A 23184-nucleotide genomic window follows, 5' to 3' on the forward strand; every position below is an offset into this window, starting at 1 on the left:
ATCGCCCCATTTTTTTCTTCCTATAAATATCCTTGACCGGAAAAGTGGAATCGGCCTTGGTTATCTGGCCGTCCTAAAAATTGCAACTGGGGCAATAATGGAGCCGGAAATTCTGCACCGGGTTTGAGCCAGCCTTGCCACGTTGCACGTCCTGACATTTGTCCGTTCGCAGAAACTTCACCACTTAATTGGCCGTTGTTTTGATTGGCGCTCATGGTCCACTTATTCCCTTGGCACAGCACTTTGCCCATGATGGTGCCCAATGATAGCTCACCCAGTGGTGAATGGATCTGACTGCCATTCCACACCAAAGAACCGGGAGAGCTTTGGCATTGCCCAGAGTGGTAGCTGATGCGTTGCATTGACAGCTCAAACTGACCGACCAAATCTACGGGGATTGGCATACGTGCAAATTGCATCGCGGATTGTGCGGGCATCGAACCTATCACTTGCTTGGCATACGCGCCGCTAAAACTATAACCGACGACACCTTTCACATGCGCACCAATCTGTGGATCATTCACACGAACTTTCGCCTCGATACGACCGAGGAAAATCTGACTGGCTTGCACATTCCAACGCACTGAACCGAGCGAGTATTGACGCCACTGTGCATGGCTAGCTTGGCCTTGCCAGACACTGCCTGAGACACCAGTTAAACGTAACGGTACTTGCGACGGCAACCATTTTAACGCCAACGAGGCCGGGAGATGGGCAATCAAACTCAACGCAAACGACAGCAGGATCAATAGAGCCAATAATTTTTTACTGCGTAACAAACCTAACCTCGCTTAAACTGCAATCGATTGATTTTAACCATGCCGGATGTGTCACTTTTTCCGATATCCAAAAAGGCGACACCGACACCTTGTTGCTGCTGCAAAAAATTCAACCAATCAACCAACTGATTAAACGGCACAGGCTGCGTCCACACTTGCAGCATGTCACCATTTGGCTGCACACGAATTAACTCAATATTAAAACGGCGTGTTGACGACGAAATAATTTGATTCAGGGTTTGCTGAGAATTATGCACCCCATTTTGCGCTCTCAAGGTAGTGATCTGGTCTGCTTTGGCTTTCACCCAAGTTAATAGTTCACGATCGCTGTTAATGCGAGCTGATGCTGTTTGCGTAGCGCTATTTAGAGGTTGAATTACCCCCATATAGATGACCATAAAACCAAACACCACGGAACAAATCATCACCAGTCGCTGCTCACGAACGCTGATGCTTGCCCACCATGTTTTTGCTGATAGCAGTAGTTTATCCACTGAACTCAACCTCATTTTTTCTTAAGTACGAAAGTGCCACTGACCACTTTCCCATCACGGCCAAGCTGCCCTTCTTTGACGTCAAAGTCTTTTTGTAAGGCGACTCTGGCTTTCTCAAAGCTTTGGAAATCTTGGCTAAACGCAGCCACTCTAAGCTCGCCGCGGCTGGCGTCATAGCGAACGCTTTGCAGCTGCATGCCTTTCACCGAACCTAGAGTGGTTGGAAGCTTAGTTAACCACGTCAATACCGAGGAGCCCGCGCTATCACCCGAGAGCTGATGCACTTCATCATCCATTAACCGCTTCAAATAGCTTATGGTCGGAATACGGTGGCGATTTGGGAACAAACGATGAAAGATCCGCTCGCTTTCCGCTCGGTAGGCCGATGCTTGAGTCTGGTATTGGTGCACTTGTAGTAGACTATGGCCGACCTGAACCGCCACAAACACCAATAGTGCAATGGCAGCCCCTTGCCATACCTTCACATATTTTGACCATGCCGATTTTGGTTTAAACACGCCCGTCAATAAATTAACTGGGCTGGTGTTGGCGTGCTCAGCGAGCAATTCCAAGGTGTCACGTGCTTCTGCTTGCTGCCAGTGCTGATCCTCCGCATAAACTAAGTTAGGCAAAGGAGAATGCGCCTGTAGCTCAAGAAACGCCTCACCTTCTCGTACCCAATCCGAATCTTTAACCAGCTCCAACCATTCTTTGTCGACTTGCAGGCCTAGATACGCCCCTTTTTTAACTAACCAGGATTGATCAAACTGCGCCGCGCTGAGACCGCTTGAACTTGGTAACGCCAAGACATCTGGGACAATCTTTCTTACTTCAACGTGCAATTCAGTCAACTCGTCCAGTAAACCTGAAAGCCACTGTCGATCAACCCCACACACGGAGGCACGCGAGCCTTGTTTAGCAAGCAGCAGAAATTGTAAGTCCTCGACATCTTGCGCCACATCGTCTTCCAGCAAATAAGGCAGCAGCCCATCGAGCTGGCGACCTGCACCCGCAGGAATGTCCACTTCAGACAAAATCACATCTTTCGCCGCCAGCAATAAAATCACTGTACGTGACTCAGCCAGTGGTACCAATTCCGCTAACGCTTGCCGACCAATTAACTGACCAACATCAACGGCCTTACGGCTACTTTCAGACCATGCCAACCAGTCAATAGGGGCCTCGTCTTGACTACTTAGACGAACGATCAGGGACTCGCTCAATGATTCCTCCAAAGCGACGGCGTATCACCGTCGCGGTTTTTCTATCTTTACTAAATAATAAACTGCGAATTCGCACCCGCGATTCGCCTACAAACACTTGGGCATCCATACCAAAGTAGGCACTGTCGATTGCCAAATATTTTTCCGCACTGGTACGAGTCTCCTCACTCAGTGCTGCCAAAACTGAAGATGACATAAAGTCACTCACCGAGGTCCAGCCCTTTTTAGGCCGGCTGGCTATCAAATCTTTGGCATTCGATTCACTTAAATTGGGGTAGAATAGAGCCACCAGCAAGTTCGCCTGCTCTGGCTGAATCGTGTTAACGTTTAATGCCCATTCCGTATTAGGCAACGCGCACAGCAAAGGCTGCAACTGCAACATTACTTTCCCCGTCACCCCACTGACCGCGCGAAATTCACTGCTGTCGGCCATCAAACCATCGGCAGGCAAATACGCGGGAGACAACGACTCATACTGGCTATCGTTGATGCCGGTGATCCCTTGCACGCTCTGGCTATTGCTGACATACGACCAAGTAGACTTGGCGATGGTTTCTGCTTGATAACCATCAATACCCGTTGTATCGATTAAGTGCTGCAGAACTTGCACTAAATACGGACTGGCTGTCGAACTGGTGGATGAGGTGACCGACGCCAACGCATTCAGATTGAAGCAAGCCTGCTTATCAACAATTCTGCCCTTCAAGGTGCCGTAATCAAGCGGAAAAGTCATCGCTTGCTTCGCCCAAGGTTGGGATAAGTTGACACTGTCTTTGTCGTCTTTATAGCTTTGTTCAATCGCTTTCTTGGCCAGCGCTTCCGCGCCAATCGCATACCAATAGGCTTGCTGGTGGTTAATCTGGTTCCCCACCCGTTTGAATTGGGTGAATAAGCGCTCTGACATAGTGGCAGCAATCGCTGCCATAATGGCCACCAGCATCAGAATAATGATCAGAGCCACACCGCGCTGGGTACGCATACGAGCTTGCCGCATTAGCTACCTCCGTCATTATTGGTGCTGCTAGTCGAGTCCATATTGCCACCCGCCACCAAGTACACACGGCGTAATTTACCAAAGTCTTGTAAGGTTAAATTAACCTCTACGGCTTTGGGTAATTGATCGCTCTGCTGCCATTCTTTTTGCCATTGCTTACCATCATAAAAACGTAGACTAAACGCCTCAACTTTACTTAGCAGCGGCATAACATAACCCTTATCACCCGCGGGCGTATCTGGATAACGCCACCAAATACGTTGAAGTTCATGGTTCTTAACTCTATAGCCGACTTTTGTCACTTCACCGCGAGGGAAGCGTTGCTGTGGATTAAAAAAACCTAACCGGCTAAACAGGACGCCTTTGTTATCGGAATCCAGCAAATAATCTTGATACATTAGATATTCACTACTGGGTTCATTGCCGTTGGTTCTAAAATGGCGAGCGGCAATTTGGCGAAAATCGTTATCCATAAACACTAACGCACGCTGCAACTGCTGCAAGCGTGTGGTCTTTTCTAGGGAGATTTCATCGCTACGCTGCACTTGATTCACCACTTGATATGCGGCAATACTCAAACTGGCAAAAATCGCAATCGCGACAAGCACTTCTAGCAAGGTAAACCCTTGCTTATGAGGACGTGTTGGCAACATAGCTCCTCACTGTCACTAATGGGCTCGCTTTTTTGCTGGTCGACACACTCACGTCAAACGCTTTCAGTAAATTATCCGTGGTGGCGATCGGCGTTATTTTCCAATACCACGTTTGTCCGGCCATTTTTTCGGTCCCGCTTCTTGTCGATAAGCTACTCGGTTTTAGCATCTGCAACGCCATCTGGTTATCCACCACCATGGCGGCAAACGTTTTCTGCTCTAGGTAACTCAACGTATTGATATGCTGCGACACGGAGCGAATAATCGCGATGGCGGCCGTGGCAAAAATCGCCAATGCGACCAGCACTTCAAGCAAGGTCATCCCGCGAACATTATTTTTCATCCGCGTCTCCCGGTCGGTGGAATAATATTTCACCATTGGCTTTGGTCAACACCTGCCAACCATCTTGCTGAATGCTCTTGTGAGCGGGGTATAAGGTCAAGGAAAAAGGCGTCACTTCACCACTAGACAAAATGAATATATTTGGCGGGGCCTGCTTTTTCGGCTTATCGGGATCGCGAAATTTACTGTCTTCAAAGAGTTTATCTGATTTAAACAGGCGATCTTTTGATTTCCAAACACTGCCGCCTAGCGAAAACTTAATCGACAACCCCGCTGCAAGCTTCACTTCGGCCGGTAAGCGATCGCTTTTCAGCTTTTGCCAGCCTTTTTCGGTCAACGTAAGAAAGGTGTACTGAGACTTTTTATCGTCCACCCGCAAGCCAAAATCTTGGCCATTGAGGATAGCCTCTTCATTGAGCAATCGCAGCTGTTGATACAAAAGCTGCGCGGGTTTTTTCGCCATGTCTTTGTCGTTGCTCGGCAAGGTAGAAATCACGGCGACTGCGCAGACGGCAATCAACACCACTACCAGCAAAACTTCGATCAGGGTAAAACCACGTTGTGTATGCATAATAAATTCAGGGTGGCTTGCGCCACCCTCTTCAATGTTATTGGAACTTCTGAATGTTCCAGTTACCAATGTCAGCATTGGCACCGTCGCCGCCCTCTTGGCCATCGGCTCCTAGGGTGAAAATATCCATAGTGCCATGTTCGCCTGGCGTCATGTAGTGATATGGACGACCCCATGGGTCATTCGGCAGGCGCTTGATGTAGCCGCCGTCACGGTAGTTACGAGGCTCTGGATCGCTCGGTTTTTTCACCAAAGCTTCTAAGCCTTGGTCAGTAGTTGGGTAGACACTATTGTCTAATTTGTACATATCTAGGGCATTTTCTAACGCCACAATATCGGTTACTGCTTTTTGTTGATCGGCTTTTTCTTTATTGCCGAGCAAATTAGGCACGACCACACTGGCCAGCAAGCCCAAAATCACAATCACTACCATCAGCTCTAACAACGTAAAGCCCGATTGATTCTTCTTTCTCAATTTCATACTTTCTCCAAGATAGACATCAGACCGGCGTATTACCGGCCCATCAAGTTATTCATTTCTAGCATCGGCATTAATGTCGCCATCACGATAAACAGCACCATCCCCGCCATCAAAGCGATAATCGCGGGCGTGAAGATGCCTAGGGCAATATTCACTGTGGAGGCAAAGTTGGCATCCTGAGTATCCGCAGCACGGGTAAGCATGCTTTCCAGTTCGCCACTTTGTTCACCACTGGCAATCATGTGCAGCATCATTGGCGGGAACAATTTGGTTTGATCGAGGGATTTACGTAAGCTCCCTCCTTCGCGAACGTTGTCGATAGCCAAGCCAACCTGCTGTTTAATATACCGGTTCGTCATCACCTCGTTCGCCACTTTCATCCCATCCAAAATGGGGATCGCACTGGAGGTGCAGATTGATAAGGTACGTGCAAACCTAGAGGTATTCAGCCCTTTCGAAATCTTACCGATCAACGGCATTCTGACCACCTGTTTATCCCACTTGAGGCGAATTTTGGGCTGGCTCAAAAGCCACTTAATCAGATAAATCAGTGCCAACACGCCAATGAACAGCGCGAGCCCCCAATGCTGCACAAATTGGCTCGCCGCCAACAAAAACTGAGTCGACGCAGGCAGGGCTTGGCCCATTTGAATAATTGGGTTGACGATTTTTGGTACCACATTGGCAAGCAAAAAGGCCACAATACCCACGGCAAACACCACTAAGACAATGGGGTAGACCAACGCTTGCTGAATCGTCGAGCGCATTTTTTGTCGGCTTTCCGCATAATCGGCGAGTCTTTCTAGCACCGCATCTAAGTGGCCCGACTTTTCACCTGCCGAAACCATAGAGCGAAACAGTTCATCGAATACCTGAGGGTAGTCAGCCATGCTGTCAGCCAAGGTATGGCCTTCCGTCACTTTAGAGCGCACCGCCATCAGCATCGAGCCGATACGAGGTTTTTCTGATTGCTCAGAGACTGCTTTTAAGCACTCTTCCAGTGGCATGCCCGACTGCACTAACGTAGATAACTGGCGGGTGATTAACGCTAAATCTGGAGTACTGATCCCACGACGCAGGCTCAGAATCGGAGCGGCGCTGCCTTTCTGCGCCCTAGTACGCGTCTCGGTAACCTCCACGGGAATCAAGCCCTGCTCTTTCAATCGAGTCCGGACTTGTTTCGCGTTATCGCCTTCAATTACACCTTTTTTATGTTTACCCGACGCCTCTAACGCCTTGTATTCAAACGCTGCCATTACACTTCCTTCGTTACCCGCATGACTTCTTCAAGGGATGTGATACCACGTTTGACTTTATCCAGTCCATCGGCGCGGATGCTTGGTGTTGAACTGCGAATCGCTTTCTCTATCGCCAATTCGCCCGCTTCACTGTGGATAAGCTCTTGGACTTTGGCATCAATGCGCACCAATTCATGAATGCCGGTTCGACCTCGATAGCCTTTCTGGTTGCACTCATCACAACCCACTGGATGGTGCAGCGTCAGCGATTGGTTCTCTGATAAACCAAACAGTTTCTTCTGCTCTTTATCAGCTTCAAACGGCTCCATGCATTCTTGACAAAGGGTCCGTACCAAGCGCTGAGCCAGCACGCCTAACAAAGAAGACGAAATCAAGAAGGGTTCAATGCCCATATCACGCAAACGCGTAATAGCGCCGATGGCGGTGTTGGTATGCAGCGTTGACATCACCAAGTGACCGGTCAAAGAGGCTTGCACTGCAATTTGCGCGGTTTCTAAATCACGAATCTCACCCACCATCACCACGTCTGGGTCTTGACGCAAGATAGCGCGCAAACCCCGCGCAAAGGTCATATCGACCTTAGGGTTCACCTGCGTTTGGCCGATACCATCGATATCAAATTCAATCGGATCTTCAACCGTGAGAATATTGCGCTCATTGCTGTTAATTTCTTGCAGCCCGGCATACAAGGTGGTGGATTTACCAGAACCTGTCGGGCCCGTCACCAAAATGATGCCGTGTGGACGCTGAATCAGCTTGCGGAAATCGTTATGGTTATCCGCCGTCATTCCCAAGCTGTGTAAATCTAACCGAGTCGCGTTTTTATCTAGCAAACGCATCACTACTCGCTCACCATGAGACGACGGCATGGTCGAAACACGCACATCCACCGCTCGACCACCGATACGCAGCGAGATACGACCATCTTGAGGTACCCGCTTTTCGGCGATATCCAGCTTCGCCATGACCTTAACCCTTGAGACTAACAAAGGCGCTAGCTTACGACTTGGCGCTAACACATCACGTAGCACGCCATCGATACGAAAACGAATCGACAACGATTTCTCGAATGTCTCAATATGGATATCCGAAGCCCCTTCTTTGATAGCTTCGCCCAACATCGCGTTTATCAGTTTAATGATTGGCGCATCGTCTTCGGCTTCCAGTAAGTCTTCATCTTGTGGCAACTCTTCTGCCAAAGAGAAAAAATCATCGCTGTCGGCGCCAATATCTTCCATCAATTGGCGCGCTTCTGAGGAATCGCGCTGATAAACTTCGGTTAACTTTTGGTCAAATTCGTCTACGCCAAGCACCTGCAATGTAAATGGGCTTTGCATCACCCGTTTCACTTCCGCGAGCGCTGGGATAGAGAGAGGTGCCACGTAATACAGCACCGCTCCTTGCGCTTGACTCGCCAACACAATTTTAAAGCGATTGGCAAAGCTAAATGGTAAGCGGCGCTGACTAACTGACTGCTCTGGTTGATCCATTAGTTATGTTCTATTTTTTTGTCATTGACTTGATCGATAATGCTTTGAAACTCCGCTGGGCGGTGGCCATCATCGCCATATTTAGGTAGTACAGGGATTTTCGCGTTTTTGATTAAATCGAAGCCTTTATCGGATTTAAACAATTGCTCCGCGCGCATATAGTTATACTTACGCTCCGTCACACCATTCGCCGTGACGCCCGTGCGAATAATGGTCGGTTTAATAAACACCATCAGGTTCTTTTTCTCTGTGGTGGTTGAGGTCGAGCGGAACAAAGCCCCGATAATTGGGATGTCACCCAAGATTGGCACCTTAGACTTACTTTCCACCGCGCGCTCGTCAATCAAGCCGCCCAAGACAATCATTTGGCCATCGTTGACCATCACCGAAGTATTCAGCGTGCGCTTAGCAAAGCGCACGTCGACCGCACCATTGGCAGGCAATACGTTCGACACTTCTTGCTGGATAGTCAGCTTCACCGCATTTCCTTCATTAATTTGCGGCGTAACTTTAAGTTTGATGCCCACTTCCTTACGGCTCACCGTTTGAAATGGGTTGCTGTTACTAGAGCTGGCAGTTGAGCCCGTCACCACAGGTACTTCTTCACCCACAACAAAATCAGCTTCACTGTTGTCCAGCACCATAATGCTAGGTGAGGACAAGATATTTGAGTTGGAATCCGTCGCTACCGCGCTGATTAATGCCGTCCAATCGCCCATCACTAAGCTCATCGCCGCGCCATTGACGCCACCAAGTGCCGTCGCTAGGTTACTGTAGTCGCCTGACTCCGTGGTTTCAGATGTTTTCCATGAATCCGACGATTCGTCGTAATAGCTTTGAGAGTTAGTTTGATCTTTAGCATCTTCTAAGCCAGTCATTACCCCACCGATTGGCGTACCTGTATTACCAAACTGCACTACAGAGCCGCTTTTAATCGAACCCCATTGCACACCTAGGTTGATCCCCTCACCTTCGCTCATTTCGACGATCAAGGCTTCAATTAAAACCTGTGCGCGGCGAATATCCAATTGAGATACAATACTTTTTAGCGATTTCATAATATCTGGCGGCGCAGTGATCACTAATGCATTAGTATCTTTGGTGGCAGCAATGGTGACATCGCTTTTGCTACTCTTGGTCGCCGCCCCTTTATTTTTCTTTTCTGCTTCTAGGTTTTTCGCCACACCTTGTAGCACTTCGACTAAATTTTCCGCTTTAGCATATTTAAGGAAAATAACTTGGCTGTTACCGTGCGAGGCTAGGCCAACGTCGAGCTGCTTAATCAATCTTTTCAATCTAGCGCGTACTTCTGGGTTGCCGGATATCAAAATCGAGTTAGTGCGCTCATCGGCCACTAACTTCGGCTGCATATTGTTGGGGATATTTTGCGCGGCGTTTGATTTAAGTAAAGAATCAATGGTGCGAACCGTATCCGCCGCTGAAGCGTTTTTCAGCTCAACCACTTCGATATTTTTATCGCCGACTTGGTCGACACGTTGAATGATATTAACGAGCTTGTTAACCGTGTCCGCGCGACCTGTCAGCAAAATGATGTTCGATGGATCGTAATGCACTACATTGCCAGAACCGGCGTTGTTAATAAGCTGGCGCAAGATTGGCGATAGCTCACGTACAGAAACATTGTGCACCGCCACCACGCGTGTGATCACTTCATCGCCAAAGCTGGCTTTGCCTTTACCGGTGAGCACAGGTACCGCACCCATTTTTGCGTCTTTGGCTCGTACTACCTTGATCACACCGTCAGGTTCAGTCACTGCAGCAAAGCCGTAGGTTTGTAAAACGTTCAAGAACAAGCTGTAGTATTGCTTTTCATTGAGCGCATCGTAGCTTCTGACATCAATTTTCCCGCGCACTGTCGGGTCGATAATCATGGTTTTACCGAGATTACGGCCAACCGTATCAATAAACTCTTGGATGTCAGTGCCTTTAAAATTAACACTGAATTCGCTTGCCCACGCCATAGTTGGCGCAGCCAACAGACTGGCAATCAACAGCCAAGTGCCTTTGTTAAGCCAATGCTTCACGTTTTGCTCCTAGTTTCTTATGCAAGATCGCATAAGTTCTATAATTTGACGTTGATGTCACGTGGCTGCCCATTGCGCTCTACCGTGAGATCTAAACGATGTTCATGAATAATGCCGTGGAAAATCTTCTCTAAGCTGGATGGATCCGTCAGTGCGTAGCCATTTGCTTGAGTGGCAACATCACCAGGCTTAAGGCCCAGTGACATAAATAAATCTGGGCTCTTACCCGGTGTCACTCGATAACCTATGATGCGCCCTTTCTGGCTCACCGGTGAAAAGCCAACATATTGTAAAAGCTTGCGGGGCTGCTCAACAATCTGCGCAATAATCGCCGACCGTTTCGCCGCTGGCATCTGCGCATCTTGTATTGGGGCAATAGGCTGATTGCGAGAGGCAGATAAGGCGCTATATTTGACCCCTTTGAGCATTAAAGTTTCATCGTGACCATTATTTTCAATAATCACTCGGTCAATCAAGACTGCTTTTAGTTTAGCGCGGGTTCCCGTAATCACATCATCAACACCATATGTAGATTGTTGGCCACTGTTCGCAATCACCGCGACCCCATGGTGTGGTTCTGAGCTGGTGGAAGTCCCCACTAAGGTTAAGTTCAAACGGGTCTTGGGCGCATTGCGAATAACTTGCTCTACTGCCGCCACTGGCTTTTTATGATAAGCGCCAAACAGCTGGCTTTGTTTCAAGCCATTCACGTCCAACGATTGATGAGCCGGTTGGGCCGAACGAACCGCTGGAGAGCTCCAAGGTGGTATCGGGCTGGCATCGCCGCCTACCATCCAAACTGTTTTTCCTACCGTCCATGCAGAGGTCATCGATAAGCCAACGATCAAGGCCGTACTCAGCTTTTTTTGCATTACAAAGCCATGGCTTTGAATGTATTCCAGCCAAACCTCAGGCTTGATTACCCGTTCTAGGTCAATGCGTTTCACCTACATTCCTTAACATTATTATCAATATCTTCCACCAAAATGCCCCGATATTTTCGAGCGCGCTACTATACCATAGCAACTAGTGGCCATATCATGTCAGGGTGAATATTTCATCACCACCTTGAAAAAATGCCGCATCATCACCATTGTTAGTGCACATTATTAATAATACCCCAACTTACATTACACAATGACGAAGTTAAGCTCTGAGACAACGGCAGTACGCCTCGACAAGTGGCTGTGGGCTGCTCGCTTTTATAAAACACGTTCTATTGCTCGTAACATGATTGATGGCGGCAAAGTGCACTACAATGGCCAGCGCAGCAAACCAAGTAAAATTGTCGAGCTCGGAGCCGTCATTACTTTGCGCCAAGGTCACATAGAAAAGACAGTGGCTATCGACCAAATCAGCGGCCAAAGACGTGGCGCGCCAGAAGCGCAGACCCTGTATACAGAAACATCCGACAGTGTGCGCAAGCGCGAAGAGGAAACGGAAAAACGCCGCCTGCATGCGCATAATCCGAGCCCAGAAAAACGTCCCGACAAAAAGCAACGTCGCGACATTATTAAATTTAAACATCAATAAGCTGGAGTTACCCCCATGGCAAACAATGTGTTAAATCGCTATCTTTTTGAAGACCTATCGGTACGCGGCGAATTGGTGCAATTGAGCGATGCCTATCAGCATATGCTCACCAATAAAGACTACCCGGCTCCACTGCAAACCTTACTAGGTGAGCTGCTGGTTGCCACAACCTTACTGACCGCGACCATTAAGTTTGAAGGTTCGATTACCCTTCAGCTTCAAGGCGATGGTCCTGTTTCTTTGGTGGTAGTCAATGGTAACAATGAACAACAAGTTCGTGGTATCGCACGCTGGGATGGCGAGCTAGCAGAGCAAGCCAATCTACATGACATGTTAGGCAAAGGTCACCTAGTGATCACCATTGAACCAAAGCAAGGCGAACGCTACCAAGGGGTTGTTGGCTTAGAAGGCAATAGCATTGCCGAGGTCATTGAAAGCTATTTCGCTCGTTCAGAGCAGCTCAAAACTCGACTTTGGATCCGCACTGGCGAGAGCCAAGGTCAGGCACACGCGGCCGGCATGCTACTACAAGTCATGCCAGACGGCACAGGCTCTGATACAGACTTTGAACACTTAGAGCAACTTACCGACACGGTAAAAGATGAGGAATTGTTTACCTTAGCGGCAGACGATTTACTGTATCGTTTATACAACCAAGACAAAGTACAAGTATTTGACCCGCAACCTGTCGAATTCAAATGCGGTTGTTCACGAGAGCGAAGCGCTTCAGCCATCTTGACCGTTGGCAAAGAAGAAGTCGCCGATATTTTAGCATCGGAAGGCTCAATAGCACTACACTGTGACTACTGTGGCACCAGCTACAATTTCGACTCATCAGACGTCGCTGAGTTGTATGCTAGCCAAGACAAAGGCGACAGTGTGCTGCATTAATTTTTCCAGCAACGAAAACTCGTAATATTTATTACAAAAAGCCAGCGCCCTGCTGGTTTTTTTGTGAGCTAAATCTCCTATTATCCTCTCAAATCCGTAAACAAATTACTCGTTATTTTAAGGTGATTAATAAGTGAATTTGTTCTAGCGCCAACGATTGCGTACAGGCTAAACTAGCGTTGCCAGTGCACGATCGCCAAGGTAATGCTATATAAAAAGAGGCGCAATTTTCCTATTTGCTCACTGTTTATCTGCGCAGCCGAGGCTAGTATGGCCATTACACAATTATAATAAAATCTTACAACACCCCTACACATATCCTTATAAGGAGCATCTATGACCGTTATGGAACATACTCAGGCCGCCAGCATCGATCTGACCAAACACGGATTGGTTGGCGTAACAGAAGTTCTTCGCAACCCAAGCTATGAACTATTGTTTGCCGAAGAAACAAGGGCTGATTTAAACGGTTATGAAAAAGGCACCGTCACTGAGTTAGGTGCCGTTGCAGTCGATACCGGTATTTTTACTGGCCGCTCCCCAAAAGACAAATACATAGTTAAAGATGACACTACCCGAGATACCTTGTGGTGGTCTGATCAAGGTAAAAACGATAATAAACCGATCAGCCCTGATACTTGGAATGACCTTAAGTCGCTCGTCACCGAGCAATTGTCTGGCAAACGTTTGTTTGTCATTGATGGTTACTGTGGTGCTAACCCTGATTCACGTCTAAGTATTCGCGTGATCACTGAAGTTGCATGGCAAGCTCACTTCGTCAAAAACATGTTCATTCGCCCAACAGAACAAGAACTAGAAAGCTTTGAACCTGATTTTGTCGTCATGAATGGCGCTAAAGCGACCAATCCAAACTGGAAAGAACAGGGTCTAAATTCTGAAAACTTCGTTGCCTTTAACCTGACCGAGCGCACCCAAATTATTGGTGGCACTTGGTATGGCGGCGAAATGAAAAAAGGCATGTTCTCGGTGATGAACTACTTGTTGCCACAACAAGGTATCGCGTCCATGCACTGCTCGGCCAACGTAGGCGAAAAAGGCGATGTGTCCATCTTCTTTGGTTTGTCTGGCACAGGCAAAACCACACTATCCACCGACCCTAAGCGTGAGCTAATCGGCGACGATGAGCACGGCTGGGATGACGACGGTATCTTCAACTTTGAAGGTGGCTGCTACGCAAAAACCATCCGCCTTTCGCAAGAAGCGGAACCAGAAATCTTCAGCGCTATTCGCCGTGACGCACTGCTGGAAAATGTCACCGTAAGAGCTGACAACAGCATCGATTTCGATGATGGTTCGAAAACAGAAAACACACGTGTTTCTTACCCAATTTACCACATCGACAATATCGTCAAGCCCGTATCCAAAGCTGGCCATGCTAAGAAAGTGATTTTCCTCACTGCCGATGCGTTTGGTGTGCTACCACCAGTGTCCAAGCTGACTCCAGAGCAGACTAAGTATCATTTCCTATCTGGCTTTACGGCTAAATTGGCAGGAACAGAGCGCGGCATCACAGAACCAACGCCGACTTTCTCTGCGGCATTTGGCGCAGCTTTCTTGTCTCTGCACCCGACAAAATACGCTGAGGTATTGGTCAAGCGTATGGAAGCGGCTGACGCGGAAGCTTACCTAGTCAATACTGGCTGGAACGGCAGCGGCAAGCGTATTTCAATCAAGGACACCCGCGGCATCATCGACGCTATCTTAGATGGCTCGATTGACCAAGCGCCAACTAAGGTTATCCCAACCTTTAACCTTGAAGTGCCAACGTCATTGACGGGTGTCGATTCAAGCATCCTTGACCCACGTGATACCTACCCACAAGCTCAGCAATGGCAAGACAAAGCGCAAGACCTTGCGGCGCGCTTTATCAATAACTTCGCTCAATACACTGACAATGCGGAAGGCCAATCACTGGTTGCCGCTGGACCTCAACTAGACAAGTAACCGAGTCTCAAATGCGATGACAAGCCCCTAAACTTAGGGGCTTTTTATTGCGACCTACCGCATTTTGTTTCAAGCTATAGCCATTAAGTGTGATTGTGGCTAAACGTCGAATGAAAAAATTAATCAAGCTGTTGGGAATATTGTTAGGTCTGGTCATCATCGCGGCGGGCACCTGTTATGGGTTACTGTTTACTTCACTCGCCACCCCAATCGTTAATGGCCTTATCCATCTCACCATCAGCCCGACTCTTTCTGCCCAGCAAGTTAGCTACCAAGCACCATGGAAGTTTGAACTCAACAGGGTGAATGCCACGCTGGATAAGCAAAAAATCCACATCCCCAAAATCACTGTTTGGCTCAACTCAGGACTGTTCCATAATGGAAAAATCGCATTAGATAGCCTGCTTATCGATGGCCTGCATTGGCAGGGGCGAGTGCCGACGCTGCCGTTCAATAAACACCTTTATCTCTATCAGATCGCTTTTAACCATCTCGACTTTTCCTACCACAACCTCATCGCGCGCAATATTAACCTGCAAGTGAAAAAGCCAATCTGGGTGACGAGCGGGCAAGTGCTGCCGTATGGTCATATCCAAGCATCGGCCGATCAGTTGTACTATCACGGCCAAGCTGTCGATAAAGTACTCATCAATGCCAATTATAAAGCCGAAGACAGCACCGTGTATGGCGCCTCTTTTACTTGGCACGGCGCTCAAGTGTCAGGACAGGCGGAACAGTACGCAGCAGGCTGGTCACTGGTCAATGTCACCGCCACTAAGCTCAACTTAACCAACGAGTCCGATGCAAACGGGCTAAACAAAGTATTCCAACGACTCGCGCCTCATATTCACGACATCAACAGCCTAGATATTTTAAATAGCTCGGTGAGCATGGCTGGCTGGCAGTTTGAAAACCTCGACCTGTCGTTAGAACATATCTTGGTTAATCAGCCCGTTTGGCAACAAGCTAAAGGCTATTTATCATTCAATGCCGACAGTATAGATTATCGAGGACTACAACTGGTACAGCCGAGTGGCCAGCTGCGCTTTACTAAAAATAATATCAAAATCGCGGAGTTTGACTCAGATTTCCAACAAGGCAAGGTGCAAATAAATGGCAGTCTCCAGCCGCGAGCACTGCATCTATCTTTGCTCCATGCTAGTGGGGTTAAATGGTCCACCGACGAAAAAACCGACTTGTCTTGGCTAGCGCATGCCATGCCGCCACTCGATTTGGTGACCATTGACCAATTAGACTTAGAAAATAATCAATTTATTCAGCTCACTCACCGGCCATTCTGGCAACTCAGCGGCTTTAGCGTTGAAGGCTCGAACATGAAACTGCGTCACCAGCAACACTGGCGATTATGGCAAGGCCAAGTTCAAGCCAGCGCCAGCAGTGTCAATTATGGCGACATCATCGGCTCCCACGCGATTATAGACACCCATTCAGACCATGGACTATGGGTTCTTGATCGCTTGTCAGTACCTCTGCAAAACGGTTACATCAACGCGCTCGGACGCTGGAATCTAAGTAAACTTGGTGAGCCTTGGTCGCTCGATGTGCAGGCCGATGGCCTACCGCTGCCTGAACCCTCCGACGCTGATGCGCTGCCGTTTGATCTGCAGGGGATAATTAGCATGAAAGCCAAACTGCATGGCCAAGCGCAAAGCGCTGAGCTGCTCCGCTATAGCCTGACAGGCACGCTGCAAGCTGGGCTAAGAGACGGCACCCTCGCAACCCACCAGCGCCAGCAAGGAGCCAGCCAAAGCGTCGTGGTGCCATTAACCATCGACGACCTTCAAGCCAACGCTGATCGGGGGCGAATTGAGATCAATGCGAAGCAGATTTCCAGTACCAACTCAACGGGACAGTTTGCTGGGGTACTGGATTTGGTCAATATGTCCGACGCTTCCGCACAGCTCACCCTTAAGCAACGTTGCCAAAAACAACAGCTGAACCTTGTTTCGGGCGAAGTCATCACCAGTAAGACATGTAAAAAATCAAAGAAAAGAAGGAAAAAGAAAAAGTAGCGCCCTTCGACGCTCTAGGGTGGTTTAAACGTCCTGCTCAGTGGACTTTGGTAAAATCATATACGTACCGATAAAGTCGACCGCAGGCACACCATCACTAAATATAGTGACGTGAATGACTATCCTCGCTTTTCGGCCAGAAGCCAATCGGTCTAAATCACCACTGATGCCATCTAAGGACGTTGAAGCAACCGGCGAGCTTTCAACGGGCAAGCGATAACGAATTCGGCTATCGGCCAATACAATATCGCCGCGCAAATTACGCTCTTTCATCAAGAGCCAAGCCATTCCCCAACCAGTTAATGTTGCTAGGGTAAAGGCAGAGCCAGCAAACATCGTATTGTGTGGGTTTAAGTTCGGGTTGAGTTGGGCAGAGCATTCAAATTGATAACCACTGTACTGGTTGATCTTGATGCCCATTTTGTCACTGATCGGAATTTGGCTCTCCCAGCGTTTCTGCAGTTCGCTACACCACTCCGGCTTGCGCAGTACATCTGCCATAGGATCCAGCGGTTTGACCATTTGTTGGTGACGTACTGGGCCACGCTGATCGTTAATTTCTCCGCGTGCCTCAAAGCCATTTTTAACGTAAAAAGGAATCGCATCTTCACGGGCATTGCACACCAAACGTTTAGCGCCCTGTTGCCTTGCTAACGACTCCAGCGCCACCAGCACCAATGAGCCCATGCCCTTACTTCGCTTTACATTTTTAACCGCCATGAAGCGAATCTGCCCCTCGTGATCGGGGGTAATGTACAAACGGCCAATGGCCATCGGCTTACCTCGGCCATCCACTATCATACGGTGGTGGCCCATCACATCAAATTCATCGCGCTCAGAGCCTAACGGCATCTGCCAAGGCTCGCGCAGCATTTGCCAGCGAAAGTGGTAGTATTTATTCCATTGATTGTCTGTTTTCGGTGTAATCAGCTTAAACATGGGTCCTTCTCACATGGTTATGACGCTTGTTTGTTTCAGTAAATCGTCTTCAAGATAAAATAACGGCCAGTTACACTTGTAGCCAGAAAGTAACGGGACCATCGTTGACCAAGGCCACCTTCATGTCCGCTCCAAATTGACCGCGCTCCGTCGCAAGTACAGCTTGGCAGTGCTCAGAGAAATACTCATATAAGCGTTCCGCATCCTGCGGACTCGCGCCTTTAGAAAATCCCGCTCGGGTGCCTTTTTTGGTGTCTGCTGGCAACGTAAACTGTGAGACGACCAATAACTTGCCATCGACTTGCTGTACATTAAGGTTCATTTTTCCAGCCTCGTCTTCAAACACACGATACTGAGTGACGCGTTGGACTAGACGGCGAGCCTTCACCTCATCATCATCTTTTTCCACCCCCAATAACACAAGTAGACCTTGGTCTATCTCTCCAATCGTGCGACCGTCAACGCGCACAGACGCTTCACTGACTCTTTGTATCAGGGCAATCACTTATCTGTTCTTCCTTTATATCCAGTTTGTTTGAGTCTACCACGTTCGTTATCAAGCTCCAGCATGCGCGCTCGCCCAGTGCTGCCGTGACTTCAGCGCCAAGTAACACAATTAGCCAGCTTAAATAGATCCAGATAAACAAAATAGGAATAGCTGCGAGTGCGCCATAGATCAACTGATAAGAAGGAAAGTGAGTAATATAAAGTGTGAACAGTTTTTTGCTCAATTCAAACAGCAGGGCGGCGACCAATGCCCCCACCAAAGCATGACGAATACGCACTTTGAGGTTAGGTACTAAGATATACAGCCCGACAAAGGTAAACAGAGACAACAAAAAAGGTAACCAACGCAATGTCAGGTTGTAGGCACCATTTAAGGTATCACTGTCGATAATTCTCAATGACGCCACGTAAGAGGTTATCGCAATACTCGCACCCACGAGAATCGGCCCTAAGGTCAGCACCATCCAATACATGGAAAAAGAAAAAACCGCACGACGCTTGCGCTTCACCCGCCAAATAAAATTCAAACTTTTATCGATATTGGCAATCAAGGCTATCGCGGCAATAAACAAAATCCCACTACCGACCACCGTCATTTGAGCGGTATTGGCAATAAATTCATGCAGTGCACTACTCACTTCGGCCCCAGCCGCGGGCACGAAATTAGCGATAACAAAATCTTGAATAGTCGCGCCAACTTGAGAAAAAGCGCTGATGGAAGAGAGAACAGAAAGCAGGACGGTCAGCAGGGGGACGATTGAGATCACCGAGATATACGCCAAATAACCAGCGCTCACATTAATTCGGTCATGCTTAATACGATTGAGCAAATAACGAAGGTAATGTACTCCCTCACTCAACGTTCCTTGTAGATTCAAAGTCACTTTCCTTGTTTGCCGCCTTTCCCTCAGTGTACCAAAAAAGTGTAGATATCCCTTAGATAGATAAACAAAAACCCCAGAATATCACCTATTCAGGGGTTTTCTATGCGCTAATAATCAGCGATTATTTTGCTGGACGACCAGCACGCTTACGTTCGTTTTCTGTAAGAAGCTTCTTACGGATACGAATATTTTCTGGTGTTACTTCAACTAGCTCGTCTTCATCGATAAACTCAAGAGCTTGCTCTAGAGTGTGACGGATCGGTGGAGAAAGAACCTGAGCTTCGTCAGTACCAGATGCACGAACGTTAGTCAGCTGCTTACCTTTCAGACAGTTAACTGTCAGGTCGTTTGAACGGTTATGAATACCGATGATCTGGCCTTCATATACTTCATCTGCGTGCTCTGCAAATAAGCGACCACGGCTTTGAAGGAAGAACAATGCGTAAGTTAGGGCTTTACCTGTTCCGTTTGAAACAAGAACGCCGTTGTTACGTTGACCAATTACGCCGCCTTTATGTGGGCCGTAGTGATCGTATGAGTGGTAAATAAGACCTGAGCCAGACGTCATCGTTAGGAATTCAGTTTGGAAGCCAATAAGGCCACGAGAAGGCATCATAAAGTCCATACGTACACGGCCTTTACCATCTGGAGCCATATCAGTTAGCTCACCTTTACGTAGACCGATGCTTTCCATGATTGCACCTTGATGTTCTTCAACAACGTCGATAGTTACCGTTTCAAACGGTTCCATCAGTTGACCATCTTCTTCTTTGATGATTACTTCTGGACGAGATACCGCTAGCTCAAAGCCTTCACGACGCATGTTTTCGATAAGGATCGATAGGTGAAGTTCACCACGACCTGATACACGGAAACGGTCTGGGCTATCCGTTTCTTCAACACGTAGTGCAACGTTGTGAACCAATTCTTTTTCAAGACGCTCAAGGATGTTACGTGAAGTAACGAACTTGCCTTCTTTACCCGCGAACGGAGAAGTGTTTACTTGGAACGTCATCGTTACTGTTGGTTCATCAACGGAAAGCGGAGTCATCGCTTCAACGTTATTTTGATCACAGATAGTGTCTGAAATTTTCAGCTCACCAAGGCCTGTAATAGCAATGATATCACCAGCATTTGCTTGCTCAACTTCATGACGCTCAAGACCTAGGTAACCTAGAACTGTGCCCACTTTACCGTTACGTTTCTTACCGTCAGCACCAACAATAGTCACTTGTTGGTTTGGCTTGACGCTACCGCGAGTTACACGACATACGCCGATAACACCAACGTAAGCACTGTAATCAAGCTGAGAAACCTGCATCTGTAGAGAGCCATCAATATCAACGTTAGGCGCTTCTACCGTATCTACAACTGCTTGGAACAGTGGTTCCATGTTTTCGCCAACCGTACCTTCTTCCATTGTTGCCCAACCATTAAGAGCTGAAGCGTGAACAACGGTGAAGTCTAGCTGCTCATCAGTTGCGCCTAGGTTATCAAATAGGTCAAATACTTGATCCATTACCCAATCAGGACGAGCGCCTGGGCGGTCAACTTTGTTGATAACAACAATTGGTTTTAAACCGTGAGCGAACGCTTTTTGTGTTACGAAACGCGTTTGCGGCATAGGGCCGTCTACTGCGTCAACGATAAGTAGCACTGAGTCTACCATCGACATAATACGTTCTACTTCACCACCGAAGTCTGCGTGTCCCGGAGTGTCAACGATATTGATGCGGTAGTCGTTCCAGTTAATTGCCGTGTTTTTAGCAAGAATGGTAATACCGCGCTCTTTTTCGATATCGTTCGAGTCCATGACTCGCTCTTCAGCTTCACCACGAGACTCTAACGTACCCGATTGCTGTAGCAGTTTATCAACCAGCGTTGTTTTACCGTGGTCAACGTGCGCGATGATCGCGATATTTCTTAACTTATCAATCTGTGGAGTAGCCATGGATTTTGATTCACTTTATAAGGGAAATGAGCCCTAGAACTGATAATCAGCTTTGGGTCACATACTCGGTTAAAAAAACCGCCATAATGTACCAGATTTTGGCGCAAAACCCAAAAATTTGTGATCAAGTCTGGCGATTTTCAGCACAAAACCTTGGCTTGCCGACAAACATTCCAGCAACTTTACATTATCTCGACGCGCGAATTGACACCGACAGCAAAGATAGGCTGAATATTAAACTATATGTTATTCAGAATGGTACGCCAGCGCCCCAACTGCACCAATATGGCGCACCAAAGCACCAAATCAGTTCACCACCTTGCACCAAGACAACTCACTGATTTATAATATATTGAAAATAAAGGAATATTTTTTTGGCACGTTTCTAGCTTAGAGGGAGCCAGCATCGATTAATTCATTGTTTGAGTACATTAATCAATGCTGGATTTTATTTATCTAGCTTAAACCGCTTTAACAACACTGGAGGTTATCCAAGATGTCAGTAGAAAATGTTCTATCGTTGATTCAAGAGAACGAAGTTAAGTTTGTGGATTTGCGCTTTACCGATACCAAAGGTAAAGAGCAGCATATCTCAATCCCTGCTCACCAAATTGATGCGGACTTCTTTGAAGAAGGCAAAATGTTCGATGGTTCTTCTGTTGCTGGCTGGAAAGGAATCAACGAATCAGACATGGTAATGATGCCGGATGCATCAACGGCCGTCCTTGACCCATTTACTGAAGATGCCACTCTCAATGTTCGCTGTGACATCCTAGAGCCTTCTACAATGCAAGGCTATGATCGCGACCCTCGCTCTATCGCCAAACGTGCTGAAGATTACATGCGTTCTACTGGCGTTGCCGATTCTGTGCTAGTCGGTCCTGAACCTGAATTCTTCCTATTTGATGACGTTAAGTTCTCAACTAATATGTCTGGCTCATTCTACAAAATCGATGATGTTGAAGCATCATGGAACTCAGGTTCGGATTTCGAAGATGGCAACAAAGGCCACCGTCCTGGCGTAAAAGGCGGCTACTTCCCAGTCGCTCCAGTCGACTCTTCTCAAGATATTCGTTCTGCAATGTGCTTGGTGATGGAAGAAATGGGCCTTGTCGTTGAAGCGCACCACCACGAAGTAGCAACGGCTGGTCAAAACGAAATCGCCACTCGCTTTAATACTTTGACCACCAAAGCTGATGAGATTCAAATCTACAAATACGTGGTACACAACGTTGCCCACGCATTCGGTAAAACAGCGACCTTCATGCCTAAGCCACTTGTCGGCGACAACGGCAGCGGTATGCACGTTCACCAATCTCTAGCAAAAGATGGCGTCAACCTATTTGCTGGCGACAAGTACGGCGGTCTCTCTGAAATGGCGCTGTACTACATCGGTGGTATCGTGAAACACGCGCGTGCAATCAACGCATTCGCGAACGCAGCAACGAACTCATACAAACGCCTAGTTCCGGGCTTTGAAGCGCCAGTTATGTTGGCTTATTCAGCTCGTAACCGTTCTGCATCTATCCGCATTCCAGTGGTACCAAGCCCGAAAGCACGTCGTATCGAAGTGCGCTTTGGCGATCCATCGGCTAACCCTTACCTATGTTTTGCCGCTATGTTAATGGCTGGCCTTGACGGGATTAAGAACAAGCTTCACCCAGGTGATGCGATGGATAAAGATCTCTACGACCTACCCGCTGAAGAGTCAGCTGAGATCCCAACGGTTGCTTACTCGCTCAAAGATGCACTGGAATCATTGGACGCAGACCGCGAATTCCTAACATCTGGTGGTGTCTTCTCCGATGACTTTATCGATTCTTACATCACACTCAAATCTGAAGATGTTGAGAAGGTAAATATGACGACTCACCCAATTGAGTTCGAATTGTACTACTCGGTATAAACGATCATTTTTGTTGCACTAGCCCACCTAAATCGGTGGGCTTTTTATTTCTTCCGCAACCAAAACAAAATAGAAAAATATACAAATCTTCTATACTTTCAAATGGTTGGGCATTGTTATTGCATAATGAACTACATCAGAGCATCGCTCTTGATCTCAAAGTACCAGCGGCTGACAATCCGCACCATATTGAACTCTGCCATGGATTGGTTTTGGCTTCATAAAGTAAATGCGCCATACTAG

21 protein-coding genes are annotated in these 23184 nt (G+C 47.7%); 5 read left to right on the forward strand and 16 right to left on the reverse strand.

Going from position 1 to position 23184, the window contains the following annotated elements; genetic code table 11:
• Positions 1-20 precede the first annotated feature (20 nt).
• From L4C34_RS07340 to gspC, 12 genes are read right to left on the reverse strand one after another with little or no spacing between them, the layout of a single operon-like run.
• The gene (locus L4C34_RS07340) at positions 21-779 is read right to left on the reverse strand and encodes a type II secretion system protein N (RefSeq protein ID WP_428788681.1); all 759 of its coding nucleotides are present in this window, start codon (positions 777-779) and stop codon (positions 21-23) included.
• A 2-nt stretch (positions 780-781) separates the two neighbouring features.
• Positions 782-1288 (reverse strand): type II secretion system protein M, encoded by a 507-nt coding sequence (locus L4C34_RS07345; RefSeq protein WP_428788682.1) that lies wholly within the window; start codon positions 1286-1288, stop codon positions 782-784.
• Complete coding sequence (gene gspL, locus L4C34_RS07350) at positions 1285-2496, reverse strand: type II secretion system protein GspL (RefSeq protein WP_428788683.1); 1212 nt, start codon at positions 2494-2496, stop codon at positions 1285-1287. Before gspL ends, L4C34_RS07345 begins: the two co-directional genes overlap by 4 nt.
• Positions 2465-3490 (reverse strand): type II secretion system minor pseudopilin GspK, encoded by a 1026-nt coding sequence (gene gspK, locus L4C34_RS07355; RefSeq protein ID WP_428788684.1) that lies wholly within the window; start codon positions 3488-3490, stop codon positions 2465-2467. The genes gspL and gspK overlap by 32 nt, the downstream gene beginning before the upstream one ends.
• A complete protein-coding gene (gspJ, locus tag L4C34_RS07360; RefSeq protein ID WP_428788685.1) occupies positions 3490-4143 on the reverse strand; it encodes a type II secretion system minor pseudopilin GspJ in 654 nt (217 codons plus the stop codon). The genes gspK and gspJ overlap by 1 nt, the downstream gene beginning before the upstream one ends.
• Positions 4121-4486, reverse strand: coding sequence for a type II secretion system minor pseudopilin GspI (gene gspI / locus L4C34_RS07365; RefSeq protein ID WP_428788686.1), 366 nt, complete (start codon positions 4484-4486; stop codon positions 4121-4123). Before gspI ends, gspJ begins: the two co-directional genes overlap by 23 nt.
• Positions 4476-5162, reverse strand: coding sequence for a type II secretion system minor pseudopilin GspH (gene gspH / locus L4C34_RS07370; RefSeq protein WP_428788687.1), 687 nt, complete (start codon positions 5160-5162; stop codon positions 4476-4478). The genes gspI and gspH overlap by 11 nt, the downstream gene beginning before the upstream one ends.
• Positions 5095-5538 (reverse strand): type II secretion system major pseudopilin GspG, encoded by a 444-nt coding sequence (gene gspG / locus L4C34_RS07375; RefSeq protein WP_428788688.1) that lies wholly within the window; start codon positions 5536-5538, stop codon positions 5095-5097. The genes gspH and gspG overlap by 68 nt, the downstream gene beginning before the upstream one ends.
• 32 nt (positions 5539-5570) lie before the next feature.
• Positions 5571-6794, reverse strand: a complete 1224-nt coding sequence (gene gspF / locus L4C34_RS07380) for a type II secretion system inner membrane protein GspF (protein WP_428788689.1) — start codon at positions 6792-6794, stop codon at positions 5571-5573.
• Entirely contained in the window at positions 6794-8287 is a 1494-nt protein-coding gene (gene gspE / locus L4C34_RS07385; protein ID WP_428788690.1) for a type II secretion system ATPase GspE, read from the reverse strand. Before gspE ends, gspF begins: the two co-directional genes overlap by 1 nt.
• A complete protein-coding gene (gspD, locus tag L4C34_RS07390; RefSeq protein WP_428788691.1) occupies positions 8287-10332 on the reverse strand; it encodes a type II secretion system secretin GspD in 2046 nt (681 codons plus the stop codon). Before gspD ends, gspE begins: the two co-directional genes overlap by 1 nt.
• Before the next feature lie 38 nt (positions 10333-10370).
• Positions 10371-11279, reverse strand: a complete 909-nt coding sequence (gene gspC, locus L4C34_RS07395) for a type II secretion system protein GspC (RefSeq protein WP_428788692.1) — start codon at positions 11277-11279, stop codon at positions 10371-10373.
• Between the two features lie 190 nt (positions 11280-11469).
• Here gspC and hslR point away from each other — a divergent pair, with 190 nt between their 5' ends.
• The 4 genes from hslR (at position 11470) to L4C34_RS07415 (ending at position 16754) form a co-directional block, all read left to right on the forward strand.
• Positions 11470-11865 (forward strand): ribosome-associated heat shock protein Hsp15, encoded by a 396-nt coding sequence (hslR, locus tag L4C34_RS07400; RefSeq protein ID WP_428788693.1) that lies wholly within the window; start codon positions 11470-11472, stop codon positions 11863-11865.
• Positions 11866-11880: 15 nt separating this feature from the next.
• A complete protein-coding gene (gene hslO, locus L4C34_RS07405) occupies positions 11881-12756 on the forward strand; it encodes an Hsp33 family molecular chaperone HslO (protein WP_428788694.1) in 876 nt (291 codons plus the stop codon).
• 336 nt (positions 12757-13092) lie between these two features.
• Positions 13093-14721: a phosphoenolpyruvate carboxykinase (ATP) gene (gene pckA, locus L4C34_RS07410; RefSeq protein WP_428788695.1), complete on the forward strand. Its 1629-nt coding sequence runs from the start codon at positions 13093-13095 to the stop codon at positions 14719-14721.
• A gap of 95 nt (positions 14722-14816) precedes the next feature.
• On the forward strand, positions 14817-16754 hold the full coding sequence (locus L4C34_RS07415) for an AsmA family protein (protein ID WP_428788696.1): 1938 nt from the start codon (positions 14817-14819) through the stop codon (positions 16752-16754).
• 24 nt (positions 16755-16778) lie between these two features.
• Here L4C34_RS07415 and L4C34_RS07420 read toward each other — a convergent pair whose 3' ends face one another.
• The 4 genes from L4C34_RS07420 to typA form a co-directional block, all read right to left on the reverse strand.
• Positions 16779-17693: a bifunctional GNAT family N-acetyltransferase/hotdog fold thioesterase gene (locus tag L4C34_RS07420; protein ID WP_428788697.1), complete on the reverse strand. Its 915-nt coding sequence runs from the start codon at positions 17691-17693 to the stop codon at positions 16779-16781.
• A gap of 70 nt (positions 17694-17763) precedes the next feature.
• Entirely contained in the window at positions 17764-18198 is a 435-nt protein-coding gene (gene dtd, locus L4C34_RS07425) for a D-aminoacyl-tRNA deacylase (protein ID WP_428788698.1), read from the reverse strand.
• Entirely contained in the window at positions 18170-19078 is a 909-nt protein-coding gene (locus tag L4C34_RS07430) for a virulence factor BrkB family protein (protein ID WP_428788699.1), read from the reverse strand. Before L4C34_RS07430 ends, dtd begins: the two co-directional genes overlap by 29 nt.
• Before the next feature lie 127 nt (positions 19079-19205).
• A complete protein-coding gene (gene typA / locus L4C34_RS07435) occupies positions 19206-21035 on the reverse strand; it encodes a translational GTPase TypA (RefSeq protein WP_428788700.1) in 1830 nt (609 codons plus the stop codon).
• Positions 21036-21531: 496 nt separating this feature from the next.
• Between typA and glnA the strand changes: the two genes are divergently transcribed.
• Entirely contained in the window at positions 21532-22941 is a 1410-nt protein-coding gene (gene glnA, locus L4C34_RS07440; RefSeq protein WP_428788701.1) for a glutamate--ammonia ligase, read from the forward strand.
• Positions 22942-23184: the final 243 nt, after the last annotated feature.

Origin of the sequence: Vibrio profundum, assembly GCF_050337555.1 — a bacterium.
In the GTDB taxonomy this organism is placed as follows: Bacteria; Pseudomonadota; Gammaproteobacteria; order Enterobacterales; family Vibrionaceae; genus Vibrio; species Vibrio profundum.

Coding starts and splice junctions, on each gene's coding strand:
- L4C34_RS07345 (WP_428788682.1), bottom strand. CDS start 1,288: ATGAGGTTGAGTTCAGTGGATAAACTACTGCTATCAGCAAAAACATGG.
- gspK (WP_428788684.1), bottom strand. CDS start 3,490: ATGCGGCAAGCTCGTATGCGTACCCAGCGCGGTGTGGCTCTGATCATT.
- gspJ (WP_428788685.1), bottom strand. CDS start 4,143: ATGTTGCCAACACGTCCTCATAAGCAAGGGTTTACCTTGCTAGAAGTG.
- gspI (WP_428788686.1), bottom strand. CDS start 4,486: ATGAAAAATAATGTTCGCGGGATGACCTTGCTTGAAGTGCTGGTCGCA.
- gspH (WP_428788687.1), bottom strand. CDS start 5,162: ATGGCCAAGAGGGCGGCGACGGTGCCAATGCTGACATTGGTAACTGGA.
- gspG (WP_428788688.1), bottom strand. CDS start 5,538: ATGAAATTGAGAAAGAAGAATCAATCGGGCTTTACGTTGTTAGAGCTG.
- gspF (WP_428788689.1), bottom strand. CDS start 6,794: ATGGCAGCGTTTGAATACAAGGCGTTAGAGGCGTCGGGTAAACATAAA.
- gspE (WP_428788690.1), bottom strand. CDS start 8,287: ATGGATCAACCAGAGCAGTCAGTTAGTCAGCGCCGCTTACCATTTAGC.
- hslR (WP_428788693.1), top strand. CDS start 11,470: ATGACGAAGTTAAGCTCTGAGACAACGGCAGTACGCCTCGACAAGTGG.
- hslO (WP_428788694.1), top strand. CDS start 11,881: ATGGCAAACAATGTGTTAAATCGCTATCTTTTTGAAGACCTATCGGTA.
- pckA (WP_428788695.1), top strand. CDS start 13,093: ATGACCGTTATGGAACATACTCAGGCCGCCAGCATCGATCTGACCAAA.
- L4C34_RS07420 (WP_428788697.1), bottom strand. CDS start 17,693: ATGTTTAAGCTGATTACACCGAAAACAGACAATCAATGGAATAAATAC.
- typA (WP_428788700.1), bottom strand. CDS start 21,035: ATGGCTACTCCACAGATTGATAAGTTAAGAAATATCGCGATCATCGCG.
- glnA (WP_428788701.1), top strand. CDS start 21,532: ATGTCAGTAGAAAATGTTCTATCGTTGATTCAAGAGAACGAAGTTAAG.